Raw genomic sequence first — 20,443 nt, forward strand, 5'->3', positions numbered from 1 at the left:
TGTAATTAGTGTCAAATATTTCACTGATTGTTGGTTTGGGTAACCCAGGTTCTGAGTATGCCCAAACCCGCCATAATGCAGGCTTCTGGTTTGTAGAACGCCTTGCAGACCAATATGGCATTACCCTCAAAAAAGACCCAAAATTCAATGGATTTAGCGGTCGTGGCAATATCGAAGGTCAAGACGTCCGTCTTCTTCTACCGACAACCTTTATGAACCTTTCCGGTAAAAGTGTTGTTCCTTTCGCCAAATTCTACAATATCGCACCTGAATCGATCCTGATTGCCCATGATGAACTGGACATGAATCCTGGTGTCATTCGCCTGAAAACTGGCGGTGGTCACGGTGGTCATAATGGTCTACGCGATATCGTGCCGCATATTGGTTCAAACTTCCATCGCCTGCGTATTGGCATTGGTCATCCTGGTGCCAAAGACCGTGTTTCCGGTCATGTACTCAGTAAAGCACCAAGCAGCGAACAGAATTTAATGGATGATGCAATTTCTCATGCCCTCGCCCGCACAAAAATGCTGGTGAACGGTGAAGTACAGCAAGCCATGAATCAAATCAACGCATATAAGCCGAACTAAACATTCAAAAATTGCTGGACAATTCCGCTTGCCAGAAAGTTTATTTAAGCGCAAAATGCGTTTGCTCGATTGTTCACCATACAGCAAGCAAGATTGATTTAACCAAATGATCAAACTCTTAGGTCAACTCAGGGGACGCTAGCCATGCTATCTCGTTTATTAAAATGCAAAATTCACCGCGCTCACGTTACACATGCAGAACTACACTACGAAGGTTCATGTGCAATTGATGGCGTTTTGATGGATTTGGCTGGCATTCGTGAATACGAAGAAATTCATGTGTGGAACGTGACCAATGGTAAACGTTTTGCAACTTATGCAATTCGTGGCGAAGACAATTCAGGTATCATCTCAGTCAATGGTGGCGCTGCGCATCAGGCCGATGTAGGCGATATCGTGATTATTGCAACCTTTGGCGATTTCACTGAAGCTGAAGCGAATGCCCATCAGCCTCGCTTGGTTTATGCTACCCCAAACAATACAGTCAGCCACACTGCCAACTGTATTCCGGTACAAGTCGCATAAGCTGATCAGACCAGATACCCAAAAGCTCGCACATTGCGGGCTTTTTTAATACCCGAATATTGACCTATTTAACTGCCCTCTCGCCAGCTTTTAGAGCTTTCACAGTTTAAGGGTTTTAATTGTTGATCCAGCAAATCAAATAACAAGGCCTTGCCATTTTCCTTCACTTTCAGCTCTGCAAATTTGGCGTTACGATAACAAGGCTCCAGACCCTCGGGGAACATGAAACTGTTAGCAGCAGGATACAAAGCCTCAAAAGTATTGCGTGGGTTTTTCAGCATTAATCGGGCTACACGTTCCGATTGATTGAGTGCACTTCGATCAAAACTGGTTTTAATAACTCTGCGCTGCTGATCCAGCTGCACATAACTCATTACATGTGATTGATTTTTAAAATCTTCAATCTTTATGTCAGAAACAGGCTGTTCGGAACCATTCCCCGCTGCCACTGCGCTAAAATGCAGATCATAGTTCAGTACCATATAATCCCCTTGCAGGATCGAACGCGGATCGACTGGTGCCAACTCGACAAAGATACTGTCGCTTTTGGCCAGATGCCATTCATGCTGGACAATTAAACCTACGAATAAAGCAATACTAAAAATACTAAGATGCAGTGCCATAAACTTTTTCATCATGAGACCACTCCTGCTTTCAGCTGGAACTTCGGTGAACTCAACACATAAGCCAAAAGCAACACCAGCACACCTGAGGCAAAAATACTGACACTTTTAAATAAAAAACTTAGTCCCAGATTGTAATACAGCAGCCATAACCAGAAGATCAGTAGCAAAATGGTCAAGGCTTGCATCAATCGTTGTTGATTCACCATGGCCCAAGCCATAAACACTAAAATGATAAAAATTTCAAAGTAACCCAATGCAATCAGCAGAATTCCCGCAGCAGGAATGAGCCAGAGTTGAATTCGTGAAAATTGCTTGAGATGAATCCCGACAAAACTCAATAGCCAGAAAGCTGGCAAAATATAGAAAATCATGGCTTCATCTATACCATGTGGCTGCAATTGCTGAGCCACACCAAATTGCAGTAAACATTGAAAAATAGCCGTCACCACCAAAATACTAATCATCCATAAATTCATGCTTTTGGCATAAGCTGAAGCGAGCCAGTATCTCGCAGTAAGCAAAGCTCCTGTCAGAATGCTGTAATTCAGCAGCATGATCCACGTCAGCAGGCGCTGATCCTGAAAAAATGCATGTTGGTCGACCAGAACTGCAATTCCCAGTATATGTGCAAGTAACAACTGCAACAGCACCACCAGCCAATGCATACGACTCATGATAGTCAGCAGCGTAATGCCGACTTGTATCAGCCAAATCAGTAATAGGCTCTCTGTGAGTAATTGGGTATGAATCAATACCGCGGCCTGACCGCACACCCACAAACAATAAGCCAATTGCCGCAGAAAAACTGAGGGCTTGCTACGAATCAACCACCAGGCGACTGCGATAAAAATGACTCCCATCAGAATCGAAAAATTTCCCCAATAGGTCAGCAACAGCATGGCCAAGATCACACCAGCAATCCATGCGCCCAAGGCCAATGGAATGACCGAAAACCGGCTCTTGGGCAACAGCTTGATCAGCAAACCTGTAATAGCTGCAAACCAACTGAATATCAACAAAGCCAATACCAATAAGCCGGCGGCTGAATCCTGTAAATATTGCTCAGTGAGATCAAAAATCAGAATACTAAAACTCAGTGCCAGTCCTGCAATCAGTAAGCTGGTTTCAAGCTGTTGCTTTCGGGTATAGAAATAAGCACTGAATAAAATAGGCAGAACCAGCACCGAAGCCAAATACCAGATCGAATCCGAGTCGACAAACCGAAACATACTCACTACCGAAATGAGCACCACGACGGCGATAAACAGATAGCGCAAAACCGGATAATAACGTAAGGCATAGATCATACTTAGCCCAGTCAAAAGATTCAGACTGAGCAGATAAAGAGTTTCAGCACGCACTAACCAAAAGCTTTGTTTAAAATAAAAATACAGCGCCAGCTGGCTGACCACACAAAATAATGCAAAGATCCCAATATTCGGACGATACAGCCAAGGCAGCAACAGCAAAGCCCAAAGCAGAAATAACTGATAACTGTCAGCACCAGTCTGATAAATCTGTCCAATCACGGCCAGACTTAAGCCCAGCATTAGACCCGATACAGTATCCAGACTCTGTCTCACCCATTCCTGCTGGTCGAAGTAAATACTTGCTGTTGCACTACAGAGTAAAATCAGCATCGGGATTGCCAGCTGAACCGGATCCGGCAGCATCCACCAGTTCGCTGCCATTAAATACAGCAAACTGACCGTGATGAGTGCCAAGCCCAAGATTTTTAAATAACGTAGTACTTCTACATTGCAGAACAGCAAGGGCGAAAATTGATTATTTCGGATCAGCTCAGTTTTATGCATTGTTAGAATGATTGAAGGATTTCTAATCTTCCTCACACCATAGCATGTTTCCAGTATTTTGCTAAAAACCTGGGTAATTCAGATTATCTGTTTTGTTTATCTAAAATTCTGCAAATTACTTTCCATTTCAACCATCCCATCTTTTTAAAATCAGGACTATAATGTTCTTACATCGCTTCAGGGCGGGGTGTGATTCCCCACCGGTGGTAATTTCAGCTTTTTATAATTAGGCTTGAATTAGCCCACGAGCGGTCAATTTCGATTGATCTGCAGATCTGGTGCAAATCCAGAGCCGACGGTATAGTCCGGATGAAAGAAGACGAAAGCAGCACCAAGGCTGTATGCCGTGCATACACCTGTTTTTGCTATAAGCCTATTTTCACTCAGTCCTGAAATGTTCAATCATATTTTTAGTTTAGGTGAGCATTTCAATGTCAAGTTTGATTCAACCCGAAATTTTCTTTTCTGCTTTAGCCCCTGCTGAACAACGTATCCTTCAGGCACTCGAAGATCTCCGCCAAGGCAAACCTGTCTTGGTCATGGATGATTTTGACCGTGAAAATGAAGCCGATCTGATTGTGGCAGCTGAAACTTTAACTATAGAAACCATGGCGCGTATGATTCGTGATGGTTCCGGCATCGTTTGCTTATGTCTGACTGATGAGCTGGCAAACCATTTAGAGTTACCACCAATGGTACAAGATAACTCTAGCCAGTTTAAAACTGCCTTTACTGTAAGTATTGAAGCAGTAGAGGGTGTAACAACCGGTGTTTCTGCCAAAGACCGCACGACTACAATTAAAACAGCGATTAAAGACGGCGCAGTTGCCAGTGATCTGAATCGTCCTGGTCATGTATTCCCATTACGCGCCCGTGAAGGTGGTGTCTTAACCCGGCGTGGTCATACTGAAGGTACTATTGACCTTGCGCGTCTGGCTGGTTTAAAACCTGCCGGCGTGTTGTGTGAACTGACTAATCCGGATGGCAGCATGGCTTCTGGTATTCAAGTTCTCTCGTATGCACAGACGCATCAACTGAGCCTAATTACCATTGATGAACTGGTACAGTACCGCCAGCAACACAATATATAAGTCTATTTAAAAAGAAAATCCCGGCATTTGGTCCGGGATTTTTTGTGTCGTATATATTGATTGAATTAACTGAAGATGGAATAAATCCCATACAGTGCAACCATTAACAAGATCAAGCCGCATAGCCCCAGTAAATGCGGATAAAGCTGAGACCCAGATAATCGCTGAAACCCCAGATACACCAGTGACAGGGTGAGGAAATCCAGAACAATCCAGCTGATTGTCAGAATTACCAAGCTTAAATCGAGGTTTGGGCTAATGCCTATAAATTGCGGAAAAAAGGCGGCAAAGAAAATAATGTCCTTAGGATTGGAAATGCCAACCAGAAAACCTTGTCGAAAACCGCCACGCACAGGAACTAGATTCTCCTGAGCTTGATCCTGCTGCTTAAAAATAACTTCACGGAAAATCTGCCAGCCTAGATAGCCAATATATAAACAGCCCAGTAACTTGATCGTATCTAGCCATTGCGCATTGATAACCAGCAAACCTTTCAAACTTAATATAGATAAAGCAATTAAAACTAGGGAGGCAAAATTGGTACCAAAAATGGTTCTTAAAGCTGCCGTATAGCCACCTTTTAAACCGGCGCTAGCAACCAGCAACATCACTGGGCCAGGTGTAGCGATCATCACCACAACAGCCAGACAATATAAAAAATATTCACTAATATTCATGCCACCCCTCAGCTATTGTTATTTTTATGCATAAAAAAAGAGGACTTAGTCCTCCTCTTGTATATGAATCAGATGCTGACTGATACCGTCTGCCCGCAGAAAAGCCAGATCATAACTGGCAGTAGCCAAGGCCAAGATCCGGCGCTCAAACTCATCCCACAACGGACGCACCTGCTTATAATGGATGCCCAAACCACTATCGTCGGTAAAATGCCGATTTTTTTCACACAACTTTAAAGCATGATACAGCTTGCGCCCTTTGGAAGCATCATCACGCAAGCGCACCCGTTTCGACAGCACAAAGGCCTGCACTTTGACAAGATCGGCATGCGGTAACAATGGCACCAGAATCTGATCCAGCTGTGCATCCAGTCGCTGCCACACAGCTCGATGCTGCTCAGCACTATACGTATTCCAGTGAATCACTTCATGATTAAAACGGCGACAACCACGACATACCGCATCACCAAATACGGTCGAGCAACGCCCTGCACATGGGGTTAAAGACGCAATACGACGATCTGAACTCAAAACACACTCCAAAGATACTGCAACTTTCAGTATCTGCATCACTGCACAAAATCCTGGGCCGGGCATGACTATACACGCTCTCTCCCATGAATTGAAGCCTGTTAAAAGACTTGCGTTTTACTCGCTTATTCACTCGAATCAAGCTAAAATATGCGCCTTTCAAATTATCATGCTACGTTGGAGTATTCCATGAACGCTACTGTAGAACAGCTTGCACCTGTAGAACAGCAAGCGACGACTGGTTGGGTTGTTGCCGCACTTTATCAATTCAAAGAAGTTCAAGATCCTGCCGATCTTCAGCAACGTCTTTTGGACCTGGTAAAATCCATCAACCTTTGCGGTACTCTAATTGTGGCAGGTGAAGGCATTAACGGTACGGTTGCAGGCGACCGTGCATCGATTGATCAAATTCACCAGTTCCTTCTAAATGAAGGTTTTAACGAAATGGAATACAAAGAATCTGACAGTTCTGAAAAGCCATTCCGTAAGATGAAAATTAAATTAAAAAAAGAAATCGTGACTTTAGGCGTGGAAGTAAAACCGCGTGATTTAGTCGGTCACTATCTTGATCCAAAAGAATGGAACGAACTGATTGCACGTGATGACGTGATTCTGGTCGATACACGTAACGATTACGAATACAAAGCCGGCACTTTCAAAGGCGCAATTGACCCGAAAACTGAAAGCTTCCGCGAATTCCCTGAATACGTGAAAAATAATCTGGAACAGCACAAAGACAAGAAGATTGCGATGTTCTGTACAGGTGGTATTCGTTGTGAAAAATCAACCTCTTTACTTCTTCAAGAAGGCTTCACTGAAGTTTATCACCTGAAAGGCGGTATTTTGAAATACCTGGAAGAAACCCCGGCTGAAGAAAGCATGTGGGAAGGTGAATGCTTCGTGTTTGATGGTCGTACTGCCGTAACGCACGGTGTTGAAGAAGGCCAAAACACCAAGTGTCATGCGTGTGGCTGGCCTTTACTTCCAGAAGAAGTTGCCCTCCCAAGTTATGAACATGGTGTCTCTTGTGTGTACTGTATTGACAAAACCTCGGAGAAACAAAAAGAAGGTTTCCGTATGCGTCAATCACAAATTTTAGCAGCAAAACGCAAACGCCTCTAATTTGGCCTTTTGTAATGAAATATATAAAAACCCTCTTCGGAGGGTTTTTTGTTTACATAAAAATCACAACAGTAATAAAACTCTTACCAATTCCTTACCAAGAACCTCATTTTTTTCCAAACAAGATTGTTAGTCTAATGATACGGTGATTTACAAGCTAAGTCTTTCATTATTAACTGAAATTTTTACTTGAAAAGGAATATAAAATGGCAGGCTCACTTGCTCGAGATTCAGACAATCTGGTTCAATTTCAACCAAAAGAAAATATAAAGCTGCAACGACTTCATCAAATTTCTGAAGAGCTTGAACAGCAGTCACATCTGTTCGTAGTTATCTTGGGAACCATTATTGGCGCAATCTTGGCGCTGTTCATTGGTTACCATATCAATACCAGCATCATGCATTTTATCCTGCTGAGTATTTTGCCGATCTGTTTGGCCTATTTCTTACGTAAAGTTTATATTTATACCCTGACACATAGCTGATTCTGTCTGATCATTTATATTCCAAGACTTTACCGCACAAAAAATACTGCTTAGGATACAGGCAGTATTTTTTATTTTGCCAATCATATGAATCTGACCGAATGGATTATTTCCGTCATGGAGCAACTGGGCTACTGGGGCATTGCCCTGCTTATGTTCCTAGACAATGTCTTCCCGCCAATTCCTTCCGAAATTATTATGCCTTCCGCGGGCTATTCAGCCTCTCAGGGCGAGTTAATACTCGTCGGGGTAATCATGTCCGGCTGTATCGGCTCCCTGCTGGCAGCCGCCTTGCTGTACTGGATTGGCTATAAATTTAACCATGATTCTATTTTTAAATTTGTCGATCGTTATGGCAAATATTTATTTATTAAATCAGAAGATGTAAAAAAATCATTGAGTTGGTTTGAGCATTATGGTCACCGGATTGTGTTCTTTGGCCGCATGATTCCTGCCGTCCGCTCGCTGATCAGCATTCCTGCCGGCATGAGTCATATGCCCTTCTGGAAATTCATGTTCTATAGCGCACTTGGAACCATCATCTGGACCACATTTCTGGCCTGTGTTGGATTTTATTTTGGCGAAAACCAGCAGTTGATGCAGCAAATTTTTAGTAAAGTCAGTTATGTGATTATTGCCATTGTTGCGGTAATTATTATCTGGATTTTCTACCGTAGACAGCAGCGTAAAAATCGTCCATCCTGAGGAAGATCCCTTAAGGAGATTAAAACGATGTCGCATTATCTTAAATATTTTGCCACCGTTTATCTGACCTTGGTTCTATTGGTAGGCATATTCATCTATGTATTCAATCTGGGCGCCATTCTGCTGATTCCTGCCCTGATTGCTTCTGCCTTTCTCAGTGCCCGATACTTTGTTAAGAAAGAACTTCGTTTGCCGACTCAGCAAGAGAAAAGCAAACTGGTCTGGGGCTCCACTATTATTGCCATGACATTCGGGTTTATCTTTTTAGTTGTGGTCATCTGGATGAACCCGCAGACAGATGAGATTTATAGAACCATCACCTATACAGGAAGAGGAACAAATTCATTCCTGGTGGCTACAAGCATTGCCTTACATGCCTTGCTGTTTCATATCGCCTACAATGCTTATGCACGCTATAGTCTGGCGAAGCGTACAGGCTTGAAAGAAAATAGGGTCGAGTAGATCTCAAAGATGCAAAAAGGCCAAAGCTAAAAAAAGCACCCTGCGGTGCTTTTTTTATGAATTATTCTGGAGTGTGATACATCAGATACAATTCATTTAAGTTTTCTGGAATTTCTTCTGCAAGTTCATCCATTAACTGACCATTGCGACGGAAAGTTTCCATTTGTGGATCTTCATCATCAATGCCACTAAAGACCATGATTGGCAGAGTTAAATCCACCAGTTGCTCTTCAAATTCTTCAGTAAACCAAGCGTCTTCGTTCAGGAACATGGCATCTACAAAGCCCACACTCCAGTCACCCAGGCTTGATTCAGTGTCTGCTTCTTCAATTTCAAACGGGAACGTAATCCCTTCTTCATTGGCTAAGCTTTGACGAATAGACTCTAACCATGCTTGCACCTGAGTGATGATTTCTGCAGGCACTTTCTTTTGATTACTATCAAAAAGTTCGTCTAACCATTTGTCGAATTTTGGGCCTACTGCAATAGCACATAAGAAACCATGGGTTGCCGCGAAATCTAGACCATGTTCATTTTGGTCACCATCTAGATATTCACTCAACAGGTCTAAATCTAAAGCACTCATCTAACATCCAAACTTAGAAAACCGAAAGGTTTAGCATAGCATTTATTCAGACTATGCTAAATCCGAATTCGTTAATCTTCGTCATCAAAATCGTCGTCATCGTCGAAGTCATAGTCAAAATCTTTGAGTTCGCGCTCTAAACGACGTTGGGTCAGCAGATCATCGATCAGACGACGTTTTTCCAACGACTCTTTAGCACTGAGCTTGCTAGAAGCCTCATCGAAATTAACATCATCTTCACCGAAGTTATCATCTAGTTCAAAATCTGTAGAAGACACTAAAACTTCCTCATGAGTGAAAAATGTAAAAGGATTTAAGCGCTATTTATCGTGCCTAAAATAACAAGTCAAGTTTTATTTGGATTTTCGTATTTTTAATTTGTAATTAGGGGTTTTTTCTGTCTCAATTGTGTGCCATGATATAATCCACCCTGCGTGCTTATGTTTTTTGATTCTCCTTTTTTGAGTCATAAACAGACACGCATGGGATGAACTTGAAAACAACAAATTCACCCCCATCTTAAATTACTGAATTTCATTTTAAATATTTTATCAGACAGCTTTCATGCTGAATTCCCTGATGAAATATGTAGGCTATTCACTAAATTTAACGAGCTTAAATCGTGCAGCATTGTACGGTTTTTTACTGCCACAGATTCAACGAAGAGTAAGCAAAAGATGAGCGATATGACTTCCCCTACTTCTCAAGTAGCGGCTCTGATTAGCCGAGGCAAAGAACAAGGTTATTTAACCTTCGCTGAGGTTAACGATCATCTGCCGGACTCCATCACAGAAAGCGAGCAGATTGAAGACATCATTCAGATGCTGAATGATGTCGGTATTCCGGTACATGATCGCGCGCCTGAATCTGATGATACGATGTTCGAAGATACTGCAGAAGCGGCGGATGAAGTTGCAGAAGAAGAAGCTGCAGCCGTACTTGCATCGGTAGAAAACGAGCCAGGTCGTACCACTGACCCTGTACGTATGTATATGCGTGAGATGGGTACAGTAGAACTTCTGACTCGTGAAGGCGAAATCAGCATCGCAAAACGCATCGAAGAAGGTATTCGTGATGTTTTGCACTCGATTGCTTACTGGCCGAATGCGGTAGAAGTGGTACTGCAAGAATACAAAGATTATGAGGCGGGCGAACGCCGTCTTGCTGACCTTTTATCAGGTTATTTAGATCCTGAATCAGATGAAGAAATTCCTGAAGTTCTAGAAGAAGAAGCGGTTCTTGCTGAAGATGAGACTGACTCGAAAAAATCGACCAAAGACGTAAAACTGGACGATGATGAAGAGGAAGAAGAAGCAGATTCTGATGATGAATCAGAAGCAGATTCTGGTCCAGATCCTGAAATTGCTAAAGCGCGTTTTACTGAACTGGAAAATGCGTGGCTGAATACCAAAGCAACTATTGAAAAACATGGTCGTGACAGCAAACAGGCTGAAGAAGCTCTTCAGGCACTTGCAACTGTATTCATGATGTTCAAATTTACCCCGCGTCTATTCGATATCATTTCTGAAATGATTCGTGGTACCCATGACCAGATTCGTGGTGCAGAACGTGAAGTGATGCGTTATGCAGTACGTCGTGGCCGTATGGATCGCACCCAGTTCCGTACCAGCTTCCCGGGCCAAGAATCGAATCCAGCCTGGTTAGATGAGCAGATCGCAAAAACACCTGCAGACCAGAAAGCTTATCTGGAAAAAGTACGTCCAGACGTATTGGCCTTCCAGCAAAAAATTGCCGATATCGAGAAAGAGCTTGGCCTTGATGTAAAAGGCATTAAAGACATTGCCAAACGTATGGCCGTCGGTGAAGCCAAAGCACGTCGTGCCAAGAAAGAAATGGTTGAAGCGAACTTGCGTTTGGTAATTTCGATTGCGAAGAAATATACCAACCGTGGCTTGCAATTCCTGGATCTGATTCAGGAAGGTAACATCGGCCTGATGAAAGCCGTAGACAAGTTTGAATACCGTCGTGGTTATAAATTCTCGACTTATGCAACTTGGTGGATTCGTCAGGCAATCACCCGTTCGATTGCGGATCAGGCCCGTACCATTCGTATTCCGGTACATATGATTGAAACGATCAACAAGATCAACCGTGTATCTCGTCAGCTTCTACAGGAAATGGGTCGTGAACCGACTCCTGAAGAGTTGGGTGAACGTCTGGAAATGGACGAAGTTAAAGTACGTAAAGTACTGAAAATCGCCAAAGAACCGATTTCGATGGAAACACCAATCGGTGATGATGAAGATTCGCATCTGGGTGATTTCATTGAAGACAGCAACATCACGTCACCAATTGATGCTGCAACGTCTGAAGGCCTGAAAGAAGCAACACGTGAAGTTCTGGAAAACCTGACTGAACGTGAAGCCAAAGTCCTGAAAATGCGTTTTGGTATCGACATGCCGACCGACCATACTTTGGAAGAAGTTGGCAAACAGTTTGACGTAACACGTGAACGTATTCGTCAGATTGAAGCGAAAGCACTGCGTAAACTTCGCCATCCATCACGTTCAGAACACTTACGTTCATTCCTTGAGAATGATTAAAATTTGATGCTTATTCTGGAGACTTGAAATTTGATCATCAGTCTCCATTTAAGTAGCCAAGACAAACCCAAACGCCTGCATGATTGCAGGCGTTTCAAATCAGGGGGACTACCATGTTAGACCGTACACCATCTCGTGAACTTCAAGAACATCTTTGGGTTTTCCCTATGGATTATCCGATTAAACTGATTGGCCTTGCGGGCGATGAATTGCGTCATGCTGTCATCGACATTTTTCTGAAACATTTTCCAGATTTTGAAGGTGATAGCGTCAGTATTACGCCATCACGTACTGGAAAATACCATTCCATTACCGCACAACTGCGCTTTTTGGAACTGGAACAGGTTCATGCAGTATATGCAGATTTGGCCGCTTGCCCGCTAATTAAAACAGCACTGTAATCGAAAATACAAAAGACACGCTTTCGGGCGTGTTTTTTTTATGCCTATGCAGCGCTAAGATACCCATGAAATATTGCTGATCTCACCCCTATTTCATGCCGAAATCATTATAATTATGACCAGTTTTTTATAATTACCAAGGACACTTCCTGTGACTGATGTGCTGCAAAAGCCCGAGCTGATCATTCGTCAATATCACGACCTCACACCTTATGAAGATCGTTTTCTGGAAATGAAAACATTTACGGAAACCCGTGATGAACATAGCCCGGATCAATTGTGGATTTTGCAACATCAGGATGTACTGACTCAAGGTCAGGCAGGCAAACCGGAACATATTTTAATACCAAGCAATATTCCGGTGATTCAGACCGATCGTGGTGGTCAGGTGACCTGGCATGGTCCCGGTCAATTGGTGGCTTACTTCATGTTTGACTTGAATCGTCTGGGCTGGAATGTGCGCACCCTGGTGTCTTATGCTGAAAACCTGATGATTGATTTGCTAAAAAAATATGGCATTGATGCCTATGCCAAACCGGATGCACCTGGTGTATATGTGGCTGAACGTAAAATCGGCTCACTCGGTTTTAAAATTCGCAAAGGCCGTAGCTACCATGGTCTGTCCCTAAATCTAGATTGTGATCTGAGCGGATTCAACACCATTAACCCTTGTGGCTATGCAGGACTGGAAATGGTGCGCATGATTGACCTGCTCGAACAACCGCCTCAATTCAGCCAGTTGTGCACTGAAATTATTGAAACTTTGCGTCACAGCGGGTACTTTAAGCAAGTAACTGTCGAGCAAAGATAAAGCCTTTGCATTTCAGCCCCAAATAAATTAGAGTATTTACTCTAAACTAATAATATTGAGATAGGGATCATCACGTGATTGCGACTAAATCCGTAAAACCCGCTTTGCAGCTTGCCTATGTCAAACTCATGATGGATGTGATTGGCCGAGGTCTGGTCATGGCAAGTCAGGTGGATGAAGAAATCAAACAGGAAGTGGCCCATTTTCCAGAAAATTTTACTCTTTCCATGAAAGTCTTTCCGCATGGCCCGGCCTTTGTAGCGCGGGTCACTGAGGACAAACAACTGGAACTGGTTAAAAATCTGGAAAAAGCACCTGATTTGATCATTACCTTTAAACATCTGCACCATGCCTTTTTGGTGTTTTCTTTTCAGGAAAGTACCTCACAGGCTTTTGCCCATGACCGTATGATTGCTGATGGCGATATTTCCAATGCCATTCGCCTCGTTCGCTGCCTGAATAAAATGGAAGCACTGATTTTGCCGAAAATGGTGGCACAACTGGCAGTGAAAGAATATCCAAGCAATCTAAGCCTAAAAGAAAAACTAAGCGAAGCGAGCAGTATTTATCTAAAAATCGCTCAATCCTATTTAAAACGGAGTGTATAACATGGCTAAACCTTATTATGAATTTTTCTGTCCGGTCAAAGTGATTGCCGGTCATGCCGCGTTAGAACATATTCCGTTTGAACTTGCGACTTTAGGGGCCAAACGTCCGCTCATCATTACCGACAAAGGCGTCCGTGCCAACAATTTGTTGGCACCAATTGAAGCTGCATTTGAAATGGCAGATGCTGCAATTGTAGCGATTTTTGATGACGTCCCACCCGACTCTAGCTTGGGTACAGTACGCAGTGCAGCAAAACTGTATCGCGAAAATCATTGTGATGCGATCATTGCTGTGGGCGGTGGTTCAGTTATTGATACCTCTAAGGCAACCAATATTCTGGTCTCTGAAGGCGGTGATGACCTGCTGAAATATTCGGGTGCACATAACCTGCCTAAACCGCTGAAACCGTTCTTTGTGATTCCAACCACGTCTGGTACAGGTTCAGAAGTGACCATGGTCGCTGTCGTGTCGGACACTGAAAAGAACGTCAAAATGCCGTTCGCCTCTTATTATCTGATGCCGCATGCTGCGATTCTGGATCCCCGCATGACCCAGACCTTGCCGCCGCATTTAACCGCCATGACCGCGATGGATGCTATGACCCATGCGGTTGAAGCTTATACCTGCATGGCAGCCAATCCAATTTCGGATGCTTATGCGACTGCCGCAGTCAAAAAGATCAGTACCCACCTATTTAATGTGCTGGATAACCCTTCCGATGCACAAGGCCGTCTGGAGCTGGCACAGGCATCGACCATGGCGGGAATTGCATTTTCCAACTCGATGGTTGGCATTGTGCATTCACTGGGGCACTCATTGGGTGCAGTGGTACACCTGCCGCATGGTTTATGCATGAACTTATTCCTGCCTTATGTGCTGGAATACAACAAAGAGGTCAATGGCGATAAAATCGCAGATCTGCTCCTGCCTTTGGCGGGTGCCGATATTTATGCACAAACGCCGGCGCATCTACGTGCTGACAAAACTATTGCAACGATTCTAACCATGCGTGACCGGATTTACAGTCTCACCAAATTACCGCGCACATTACGTGAAACCGGTAAGATTTCTGAAGCCCAGCTCGATGAAGTGGCAGAGAAAGCCCTGAATGATGGTTCCATCATTTATAACCCGAAAGAAGCTACCCTGGAAGATTTAAAATCTATCTTAAAAAAGGCTTGGTAATTACTGAAAAATAAGCCAATATAGCCGAAATTCCAGCCTGATGTTTTTTTAAACATCAGGCTTTTATCTTGCATAAGAAAAAATTCGATTTCTATTTTTGAATGGCACATTTTATGCAGGACAAAAGTCAAAAAAATAGCTAGCAAAAGCCGTTCTTTTCAAGTAGATTGGCGGACTTTTATAGAAAACTGTAGGGGGGATCGTTCGTCTCAAACGATCCTTATAAATATGACTGATCCTTGATCAACGATTAAGAGGATAACGCCGTTGACTAATATCTCTGGGACTCAATCGGCAGCTAAACTGCAAAAAACGCTGGGACTCTGGCACATCATTATTATTGGTTTAGCTTATATTCAACCCATGACCTTGTTTGATACATTTGGTCTGGTATCTGAAGAAAGTAACTTCCACGTTCCTACCTCTTACATTTTTGCACTGATTGCAATTTTGTTAACCTCCTTGAGCTATGGTCATATGATTCGTCGCTACCCTTCTTCGGGTTCGGCCTATACCTATGCGCAAAAATCCATCCACCCGAACGTAGGTTTCATGGTGGGTTGGTCATCCTTGCTGGATTACCTGTTATCGCCAATGGTCAATATCATCCTGGCGGTGATTTATCTGGAAGCACTTTTCCCAGACATGAACCATTGGGTTTGGGTCATTGGTTTAACCGCCTTTATGACCGCGATTAATCTTCGTGGTGCGAGATTTGTTGCCAACTTCAACAGTATGATTGTATTCGTACAATTGGGCGTCATTGCATACTTCACCTGGATGGTTTACCAACTTCTGGAAGGTGGCGTAAATGCAGACGGCACACTGGTCGATGCAAAGTACCAACTGTGGAGTTTAGAGCCATTCTGGAATGAGTTTACTTCTGTTGCTGCCCTGATTACCGGTGCAACCTTACTGTGCTTCTCATTCACAGGTTTTGACTCCTTAAGTTCTCTTGCTGAAGAAACCAAAGATACTGAGAAAACCTTACCTAAAGCGATTTTCTTGACTGCATTATTGGCAGGTATCATCTTCATCATCAGTACTTACTTTATGCAGATCTTCTTCCCGAATGATCCAAAAACTTACTTTGAAGATATCGCTGCAACACAGCCGGATATTTTACAAGCTGTCGGTGGCGTGGCGTTTAAGACAGTCGTACTTTACTTCGCGATTGTGACAGTCATGGCTTCTGGTATTTCAGCACATGCGGGTGTATCACGTCTGATGTACGTGATGGGTCGTGATGGCGTGATCAACAAGAAGATCTTCGGTCATATTAGCCCGAAAAACTACACACCTTCCTACAACATCCTAATCGCTGGTGCAGTGGCTTTAACTGCTGGCTTTATGGATCTTGACTTTGTGGTGTCTTTGATCAGCTTTGGTGCCTTAACTGCATTCAGTTTCGTCAACTTGTCAGTGATTTCACGTTATGCATTACGTGATGGTCGTACCAAGAGTGCTAAAGAGATCATGAACTTTGTCGTTGTTCCTTTACTTGGCTTCATTTCAGTATTTGCATTGTGGCTAGAAGTCGATGAAGCTTCGCTTAAATACGGTCTGATCTGGGCATTTGGCGGTATCTTGTACTTGGGCTATAAAACTAAAGGCTTCAAGCACCCAGCTCCTCAGCACAATGAATTTGACGATAAATAATATCGTTTCAATTCAAATAAAAAAGGCGCTTCATGCGCCTTTTTTATGTCTGTCATGTTTTGATTTTACTAATGTAAATAACAATCAAAACCCATCTGGGTATTGACCCGATTATTTTCATAACCCAGTTTCTCAATAAACAGACTGCGATTAGACAATAACTTTTGCTCTTCCGGACCTAAACGGGCTTTATTCTTGATAGCCAGTTGATACATTTCATCCACGACATCCTGAAAAATATCACAGACTTCCTCACGCTTGGCGGGCTTTAATTTACGCCCTCGCCAGGTCCATTGAAAATCATCTGCATCCAAGCTCTGCCCCCATTTTTCAATACGCGTATCTAAGCGTTTTTGCATGTTGAGCAAACCCTGCTGTATTTCCGCTTGAGTAATGGGTTGAACTTCCTTTGTTGCCGATGTGGCAGCACTGCCCTCTTCCGCATTCACGGAAGCCGCAACAGTTCCAAGACAACATACGATGACAAGTTTTACTAGAGGCTTCAAAGCTGCACCTTTTGTTATATTTGATAAAGTTATAAATTCAAGCATACAATGAAGTGAAAAGCAGTTTATCTATTTGTTACACAAAATAAAAAAGCCACCCAAAGGCAGCTTTTAGAATTACTACAAATATCAGCTTAAAGCGTTTTAAAACCCTGCTGACGCCAAGCTTCATACACAATCACTGCTGTGGCATTCGATAGGTTCAAACTTCGGGAGTTCTCTGCCATCGGTAAACGAATCCAGTGCTTTTGCGGAAACATTAGACGAACATGTTCAGGCAGACCACGAGTTTCCGGCCCCATTAACAAGGCCACAGGACGGTTTAAATCCGAAGTATGCGGCGTTTCAAAACCTTTAGTCGTCAATGGATAGATTGCATCCAGACCAATGCCTTTACTTGCCAGATCAGCCAGACAGTCTTCGATATTTTCCCAAATCTGCATATTGGCATATTCGTGATAATCCAGACCGGCACGTTTCAGTTTTTTGTCATCCAGTTCAAAACCCAGCGGCTTGACCAGATGCAACTGTGCTCCGGTATTGGCACACAGACGAATGATATTGCCTGTATTTGCAGGAATTTCAGGCTCATATAAAACAACGTGGATCACAGCTTACTCACTTAATATATTTAATTCAGATACGACATTCGTCTTGCGCTCGGGCAAAGCAGTGCTTTGCTTATCCTCTTACTTCAGGCACAGCCTTCGTCTTGCGCTCGGGCAAAGCAGTGCTTTGCTTATCCTCGCTCATGCCATTGCAATTGTTCACGTAAGCGTACAACTTCACCAATAATGGTCAAAGTCGGGGCTTGAATCTGATGTTCGGACACTTTGGATGCAATATCAGCAAGCGTTCCTACTACAACTTTCTGTTCAGGCGTCGTACCTTTAGAAACCAAGGCCACTGGCATGTCGGCTCGCTGACCATGAGCGATTAATTCTGCACAGATTTTCTCCAGTCCCACCAACCCCATATAAAGCACTAAGGTCTGGTTTTCATAGACCAACTCACTCCAAGGCAATTCTGGCGAACCTTCTTTTAAGTGACCGGTCAGGAAACGCACACTTTGCGCATAATCACGATGGGTTAATGGAATACCGGCATAGGCTGAACATCCTGAAGCTGCGGTAATCCCTGGAACCACCTGGAAAGTAATTCCAGCAGCAAATAGCTCTTCAATCTCTTCACCGCCACGCCCGAAGATAAATGGATCTCCGCCTTTCAGACGACAAACCCGCTTTCCTTCACTGGCATATTTCACCAACAAGGCATTAATCCCATCTTGCGGAACCGCATGATTGGAACGTGCCTTACCGACATAGATCTTTTCCGCATCGCGGCGGCACAGCTCCATAATTGGCGCTGAAACCAGTCGGTCGTAAATGACCACGTCGGCTTGCTGCATTAAACGCAAGGCTTTTAAGGTCAACAATTCTGGATCACCCGGACCCGCACCGACCAAGTAGACTTCACCTTTCGGCTGTTGCCATTCCTGTAAGGCCTGCTCAATCAGGCGATCTGCTTCCGCGATATTGTCGTTGAACACCTGTTCTTTTAGCGAACTGGCATATAAATCTTCCCAGAAAATACGGCGTTCATCCGGATTGACAATTTTAGCCTTAACCGCACTGCGCCATTTTCCTGAAAATTCAGCCAGCTTGCCCATACCATGCGGAATAGTCGTTTCAAGCTGAGTTCGGATCTGCCGTGATAACACGGGCGACGTACCATTCGATGCCACCGAAATGACCAATGGCGAACGATCAATAATCGCTGGCACCATAAACCGGCAATGCGGCGGATCATCAACACTATTGACCAGGACATTTTCCGCTTCACACAGTTCAAAGACCTGACGATTGGTCTCCGCATCGTCAGTCGCTGCAATCACCAGTCGATATGAACGTAACGCAACTTCAGAATGAAAAGCAGCTTGGACATATTGTCCTTGGCTATTTTGCACAATTCGCAGCAGACTCTCTTCAATTTCAGGCGCAATCACATGAATGATCGCACCTGCTTTTTGAAGTAAAAGTGCTTTACGGTATGCAATATGCCCACCACCGACAATCAGACAAGGTTGCTGTTGCAACTTTAACGAGATTGGAAAAATATCCACGAACTACCTCAAAATTTTAAATCTGACTGTCTATGCAATTTTCATGCACATTTAGGGATGTTGAGATCGACAATTAGTCGATATAAGTCGCACCACCCATATATGGACGTAATACTTCAGGAATCTCAATCGAGCCATCAGCGCGTTGATAGTTTTCCATCACTGCAAGTAAAGTACGACCTACGGCCAGACCTGAACCATTCAAGGTATGTACAAATTCAGTTTTCTTCTGATCAGCACGGTAACGTGCTTTCATACGACGCGCCTGGAAATCACCCATGTTTGAACAAGATGAAATTTCACGGTAAGTATTTTGGCTTGGTACCCAAACTTCTAAGTCATAAGTCTTGGTTGCACCAAAGCCCATGTCACCACCACAAAGTAAAATTTTACGATATGGAAGTCCAAGTGCTTGCAAGATACCTTCAGCATGGCCAGTCAACTCTTCAAGCACTTGCATCGAAGTTTCAGGTTTTACAATCTGAACCATTTCGACTTTGTCGAATTGGTGCTGACGGATCAAACCGCGGGTATCACGACCATAAGAACCTGCTTCGCTACGGAAACATGGCGTGTGCGCTGCATATTTCAGTGGCAGACGGTCTGCATCAATAATTTCATCACGTACGAAATTCGTCACTGGCACTTCAGCAGTTGGAATCAGATAAAACTCTTTTTCGCCCTGCAGCTTAAACAGATCTTCTTCAAATTTAGGCAGCTGACCAGTCCCACGCAATGAATCTGCATTGACCAGATAAGGCACATAGGCTTCGGTATAACCATTTTGATCAGTATGCGTATTTAGCATGAACTGGGTAATGGCACGTTGTAAACGCGCCAATGGACCTTTCAATACACTGAAGCGTGAACCAGTTAATTTGGTCGCGGTTTCAAATTCAAGACCGCCCATCATTTCGCCCAGATCCGTATGGTCTTTGATTTCGAAATCAAATTCACGCGGTGTACCCCATTTCAGGATTTCCACATTATCGCTTTCGTCTTTACCTTCAGGCACAGCTTCATCTGGCAAGTTTGGAATAGATAATAATTTTTCTTCAAGCTCAGCTTGCAGTTCAGCCAGTGCTGCTTCAGCTGCTTTGATTTCATCACCAATCGCAGACATGCGTGTCATGATTTCAGATGCGTCGCCACCTGCTTTTTTAATTTGACCGACTTGTTTGGCACCGGCATTACGTTCAGCTTGCAGTGTTTCTGTCTTGGACTGAATCTCTTTACGGCGTGCTTCTAGGGATGCCCACTCTTCAACATTGAGTTGAACACCACGTTTTGCCAAGGCTACATTTACAGCCTCAATATTATTTCTGAGTAATTTCGGGTCGATCATAATCAATCTTTGCAGAAGAAAAAAACT

23 protein-coding genes and 1 riboswitch are annotated in these 20,443 nt (G+C 43.5%); of the genes, 13 read left to right on the top strand and 10 right to left on the bottom strand.

The genetic code is table 11. The features are described 5' to 3' along the window. Window positions 1-8: 8 nt before the first annotated feature. Together pth and panD are read left to right on the top strand one after the other, a co-directional pair. Window positions 9-590 carry an aminoacyl-tRNA hydrolase gene (pth, locus tag FTV08_RS01150; protein ID WP_004645783.1) on the top strand — a complete coding sequence of 194 codons (582 nt, stop codon included), beginning with the start codon at window positions 9-11 and terminating at the stop codon, window positions 588-590. A 144-nt stretch (window positions 591-734) separates the two neighbouring features. Then, window positions 735-1,115, top strand: a complete 381-nt coding sequence (gene panD, locus FTV08_RS01155; protein ID WP_005265888.1) for an aspartate 1-decarboxylase — start codon at window positions 735-737, stop codon at window positions 1,113-1,115. A 68-nt stretch (window positions 1,116-1,183) separates the two neighbouring features. Here panD and FTV08_RS01160 read toward each other — a convergent pair whose 3' ends face one another. After that, on the bottom strand, window positions 1,184-1,750 hold the full coding sequence (locus FTV08_RS01160; protein ID WP_004280609.1) for a GDYXXLXY domain-containing protein: 567 nt from the start codon (window positions 1,748-1,750) through the stop codon (window positions 1,184-1,186). Next, window positions 1,750-3,555, bottom strand: coding sequence for a DUF2157 domain-containing protein (locus tag FTV08_RS01165; protein ID WP_180086316.1), 1,806 nt, complete (start codon window positions 3,553-3,555; stop codon window positions 1,750-1,752). The genes FTV08_RS01160 and FTV08_RS01165 overlap by 1 nt, the downstream gene beginning before the upstream one ends. 170 nt (window positions 3,556-3,725) lie before the next feature. Further along, window positions 3,726-3,880: riboswitch (FMN riboswitch) on the top strand. 106 nt (window positions 3,881-3,986) lie between these two features. Between FTV08_RS01165 and ribB the strand changes: the two genes are divergently transcribed. Continuing rightward, the gene (gene ribB / locus FTV08_RS01170) at window positions 3,987-4,646 is read left to right on the top strand and encodes a 3,4-dihydroxy-2-butanone-4-phosphate synthase (RefSeq protein ID WP_044108711.1); all 660 of its coding nucleotides are present in this window, start codon (window positions 3,987-3,989) and stop codon (window positions 4,644-4,646) included. Window positions 4,647-4,711: 65 nt separating this feature from the next. On the opposite strand, the gene FTV08_RS01175 is transcribed toward ribB, so the two are convergent. Next, window positions 4,712-5,323, bottom strand: coding sequence for a LysE family translocator (locus FTV08_RS01175; protein ID WP_180086318.1), 612 nt, complete (start codon window positions 5,321-5,323; stop codon window positions 4,712-4,714). 45 nt (window positions 5,324-5,368) lie between these two features. Then, the gene (locus tag FTV08_RS01180) at window positions 5,369-5,854 is read right to left on the bottom strand and encodes a DUF1289 domain-containing protein (RefSeq protein ID WP_005252584.1); all 486 of its coding nucleotides are present in this window, start codon (window positions 5,852-5,854) and stop codon (window positions 5,369-5,371) included. 189 nt (window positions 5,855-6,043) lie between these two features. Here FTV08_RS01180 and FTV08_RS01185 point away from each other — a divergent pair, with 189 nt between their 5' ends. The 4 genes from FTV08_RS01185 to FTV08_RS01200 all read left to right on the top strand — a co-directional run bounded on the left by FTV08_RS01185 (window position 6,044) and on the right by FTV08_RS01200 (window position 8,628). Then, on the top strand, window positions 6,044-6,976 hold the full coding sequence (locus FTV08_RS01185) for a rhodanese-related sulfurtransferase (protein ID WP_004645789.1): 933 nt from the start codon (window positions 6,044-6,046) through the stop codon (window positions 6,974-6,976). Between the two features lie 206 nt (window positions 6,977-7,182). Further along, window positions 7,183-7,461, top strand: coding sequence for a hypothetical protein (locus tag FTV08_RS01190; protein ID WP_005103989.1), 279 nt, complete (start codon window positions 7,183-7,185; stop codon window positions 7,459-7,461). Between the two features lie 87 nt (window positions 7,462-7,548). Then, complete coding sequence (locus tag FTV08_RS01195; RefSeq protein ID WP_180086320.1) at window positions 7,549-8,166, top strand: DedA family protein; 618 nt, start codon at window positions 7,549-7,551, stop codon at window positions 8,164-8,166. A gap of 27 nt (window positions 8,167-8,193) precedes the next feature. Continuing rightward, window positions 8,194-8,628 (top strand): ABZJ_00895 family protein, encoded by a 435-nt coding sequence (locus FTV08_RS01200; RefSeq protein ID WP_180086322.1) that lies wholly within the window; start codon window positions 8,194-8,196, stop codon window positions 8,626-8,628. A gap of 61 nt (window positions 8,629-8,689) precedes the next feature. On the opposite strand, the gene FTV08_RS01205 is transcribed toward FTV08_RS01200, so the two are convergent. Beyond that, a complete protein-coding gene (locus FTV08_RS01205; protein WP_004280621.1) occupies window positions 8,690-9,214 on the bottom strand; it encodes a YecA family protein in 525 nt (174 codons plus the stop codon). 71 nt (window positions 9,215-9,285) lie between these two features. Then, window positions 9,286-9,492 (bottom strand): PA3496 family putative envelope integrity protein, encoded by a 207-nt coding sequence (locus tag FTV08_RS01210; protein WP_004280622.1) that lies wholly within the window; start codon window positions 9,490-9,492, stop codon window positions 9,286-9,288. 351 nt (window positions 9,493-9,843) lie between these two features. Between FTV08_RS01210 and rpoD the strand changes: the two genes are divergently transcribed. From rpoD to FTV08_RS01240, 6 genes are all read left to right on the top strand, one after another. After that, complete coding sequence (gene rpoD, locus FTV08_RS01215; protein ID WP_224215688.1) at window positions 9,844-11,778, top strand: RNA polymerase sigma factor RpoD; 1,935 nt, start codon at window positions 9,844-9,846, stop codon at window positions 11,776-11,778. Between the two features lie 113 nt (window positions 11,779-11,891). Next, window positions 11,892-12,179: a YbeD family protein gene (locus FTV08_RS01220; protein ID WP_004280625.1), complete on the top strand. Its 288-nt coding sequence runs from the start codon at window positions 11,892-11,894 to the stop codon at window positions 12,177-12,179. A gap of 151 nt (window positions 12,180-12,330) precedes the next feature. Beyond that, window positions 12,331-12,990: a lipoyl(octanoyl) transferase LipB gene (lipB, locus tag FTV08_RS01225; RefSeq protein ID WP_044108702.1), complete on the top strand. Its 660-nt coding sequence runs from the start codon at window positions 12,331-12,333 to the stop codon at window positions 12,988-12,990. Window positions 12,991-13,064: 74 nt separating this feature from the next. Beyond that, complete coding sequence (locus tag FTV08_RS01230) at window positions 13,065-13,598, top strand: hypothetical protein (protein ID WP_004645797.1); 534 nt, start codon at window positions 13,065-13,067, stop codon at window positions 13,596-13,598. 1 nt (window position 13,599) lies between these two features. Then, window positions 13,600-14,784 (top strand): iron-containing alcohol dehydrogenase, encoded by a 1,185-nt coding sequence (locus FTV08_RS01235; RefSeq protein WP_004280629.1) that lies wholly within the window; start codon window positions 13,600-13,602, stop codon window positions 14,782-14,784. Window positions 14,785-15,051: 267 nt separating this feature from the next. Beyond that, a complete protein-coding gene (locus tag FTV08_RS01240) occupies window positions 15,052-16,443 on the top strand; it encodes an APC family permease (RefSeq protein ID WP_004280630.1) in 1,392 nt (463 codons plus the stop codon). A 68-nt stretch (window positions 16,444-16,511) separates the two neighbouring features. On the opposite strand, the gene FTV08_RS01245 is transcribed toward FTV08_RS01240, so the two are convergent. From FTV08_RS01245 to serS, 4 genes are all read right to left on the bottom strand, one after another. Beyond that, the gene (locus FTV08_RS01245) at window positions 16,512-16,994 is read right to left on the bottom strand and encodes a hypothetical protein (RefSeq protein ID WP_004731902.1); all 483 of its coding nucleotides are present in this window, start codon (window positions 16,992-16,994) and stop codon (window positions 16,512-16,514) included. A gap of 89 nt (window positions 16,995-17,083) precedes the next feature. After that, complete coding sequence (locus FTV08_RS01250) at window positions 17,084-17,560, bottom strand: tRNA (cytidine(34)-2'-O)-methyltransferase (protein WP_044108572.1); 477 nt, start codon at window positions 17,558-17,560, stop codon at window positions 17,084-17,086. Between the two features lie 128 nt (window positions 17,561-17,688). Beyond that, window positions 17,689-19,071 carry a siroheme synthase CysG gene (gene cysG, locus FTV08_RS01255; protein WP_005252594.1) on the bottom strand — a complete coding sequence of 461 codons (1,383 nt, stop codon included), beginning with the start codon at window positions 19,069-19,071 and terminating at the stop codon, window positions 17,689-17,691. 73 nt (window positions 19,072-19,144) lie between these two features. Beyond that, on the bottom strand, window positions 19,145-20,416 hold the full coding sequence (serS, locus tag FTV08_RS01260; RefSeq protein WP_004645799.1) for a serine--tRNA ligase: 1,272 nt from the start codon (window positions 20,414-20,416) through the stop codon (window positions 19,145-19,147). Between the last annotated feature and the right edge of the window lie 27 nt (window positions 20,417-20,443).

The organism is Acinetobacter sp. YH12226 (genome assembly GCF_013417805.1).
Classification (GTDB): domain Bacteria; phylum Pseudomonadota; class Gammaproteobacteria; order Pseudomonadales; family Moraxellaceae; genus Acinetobacter.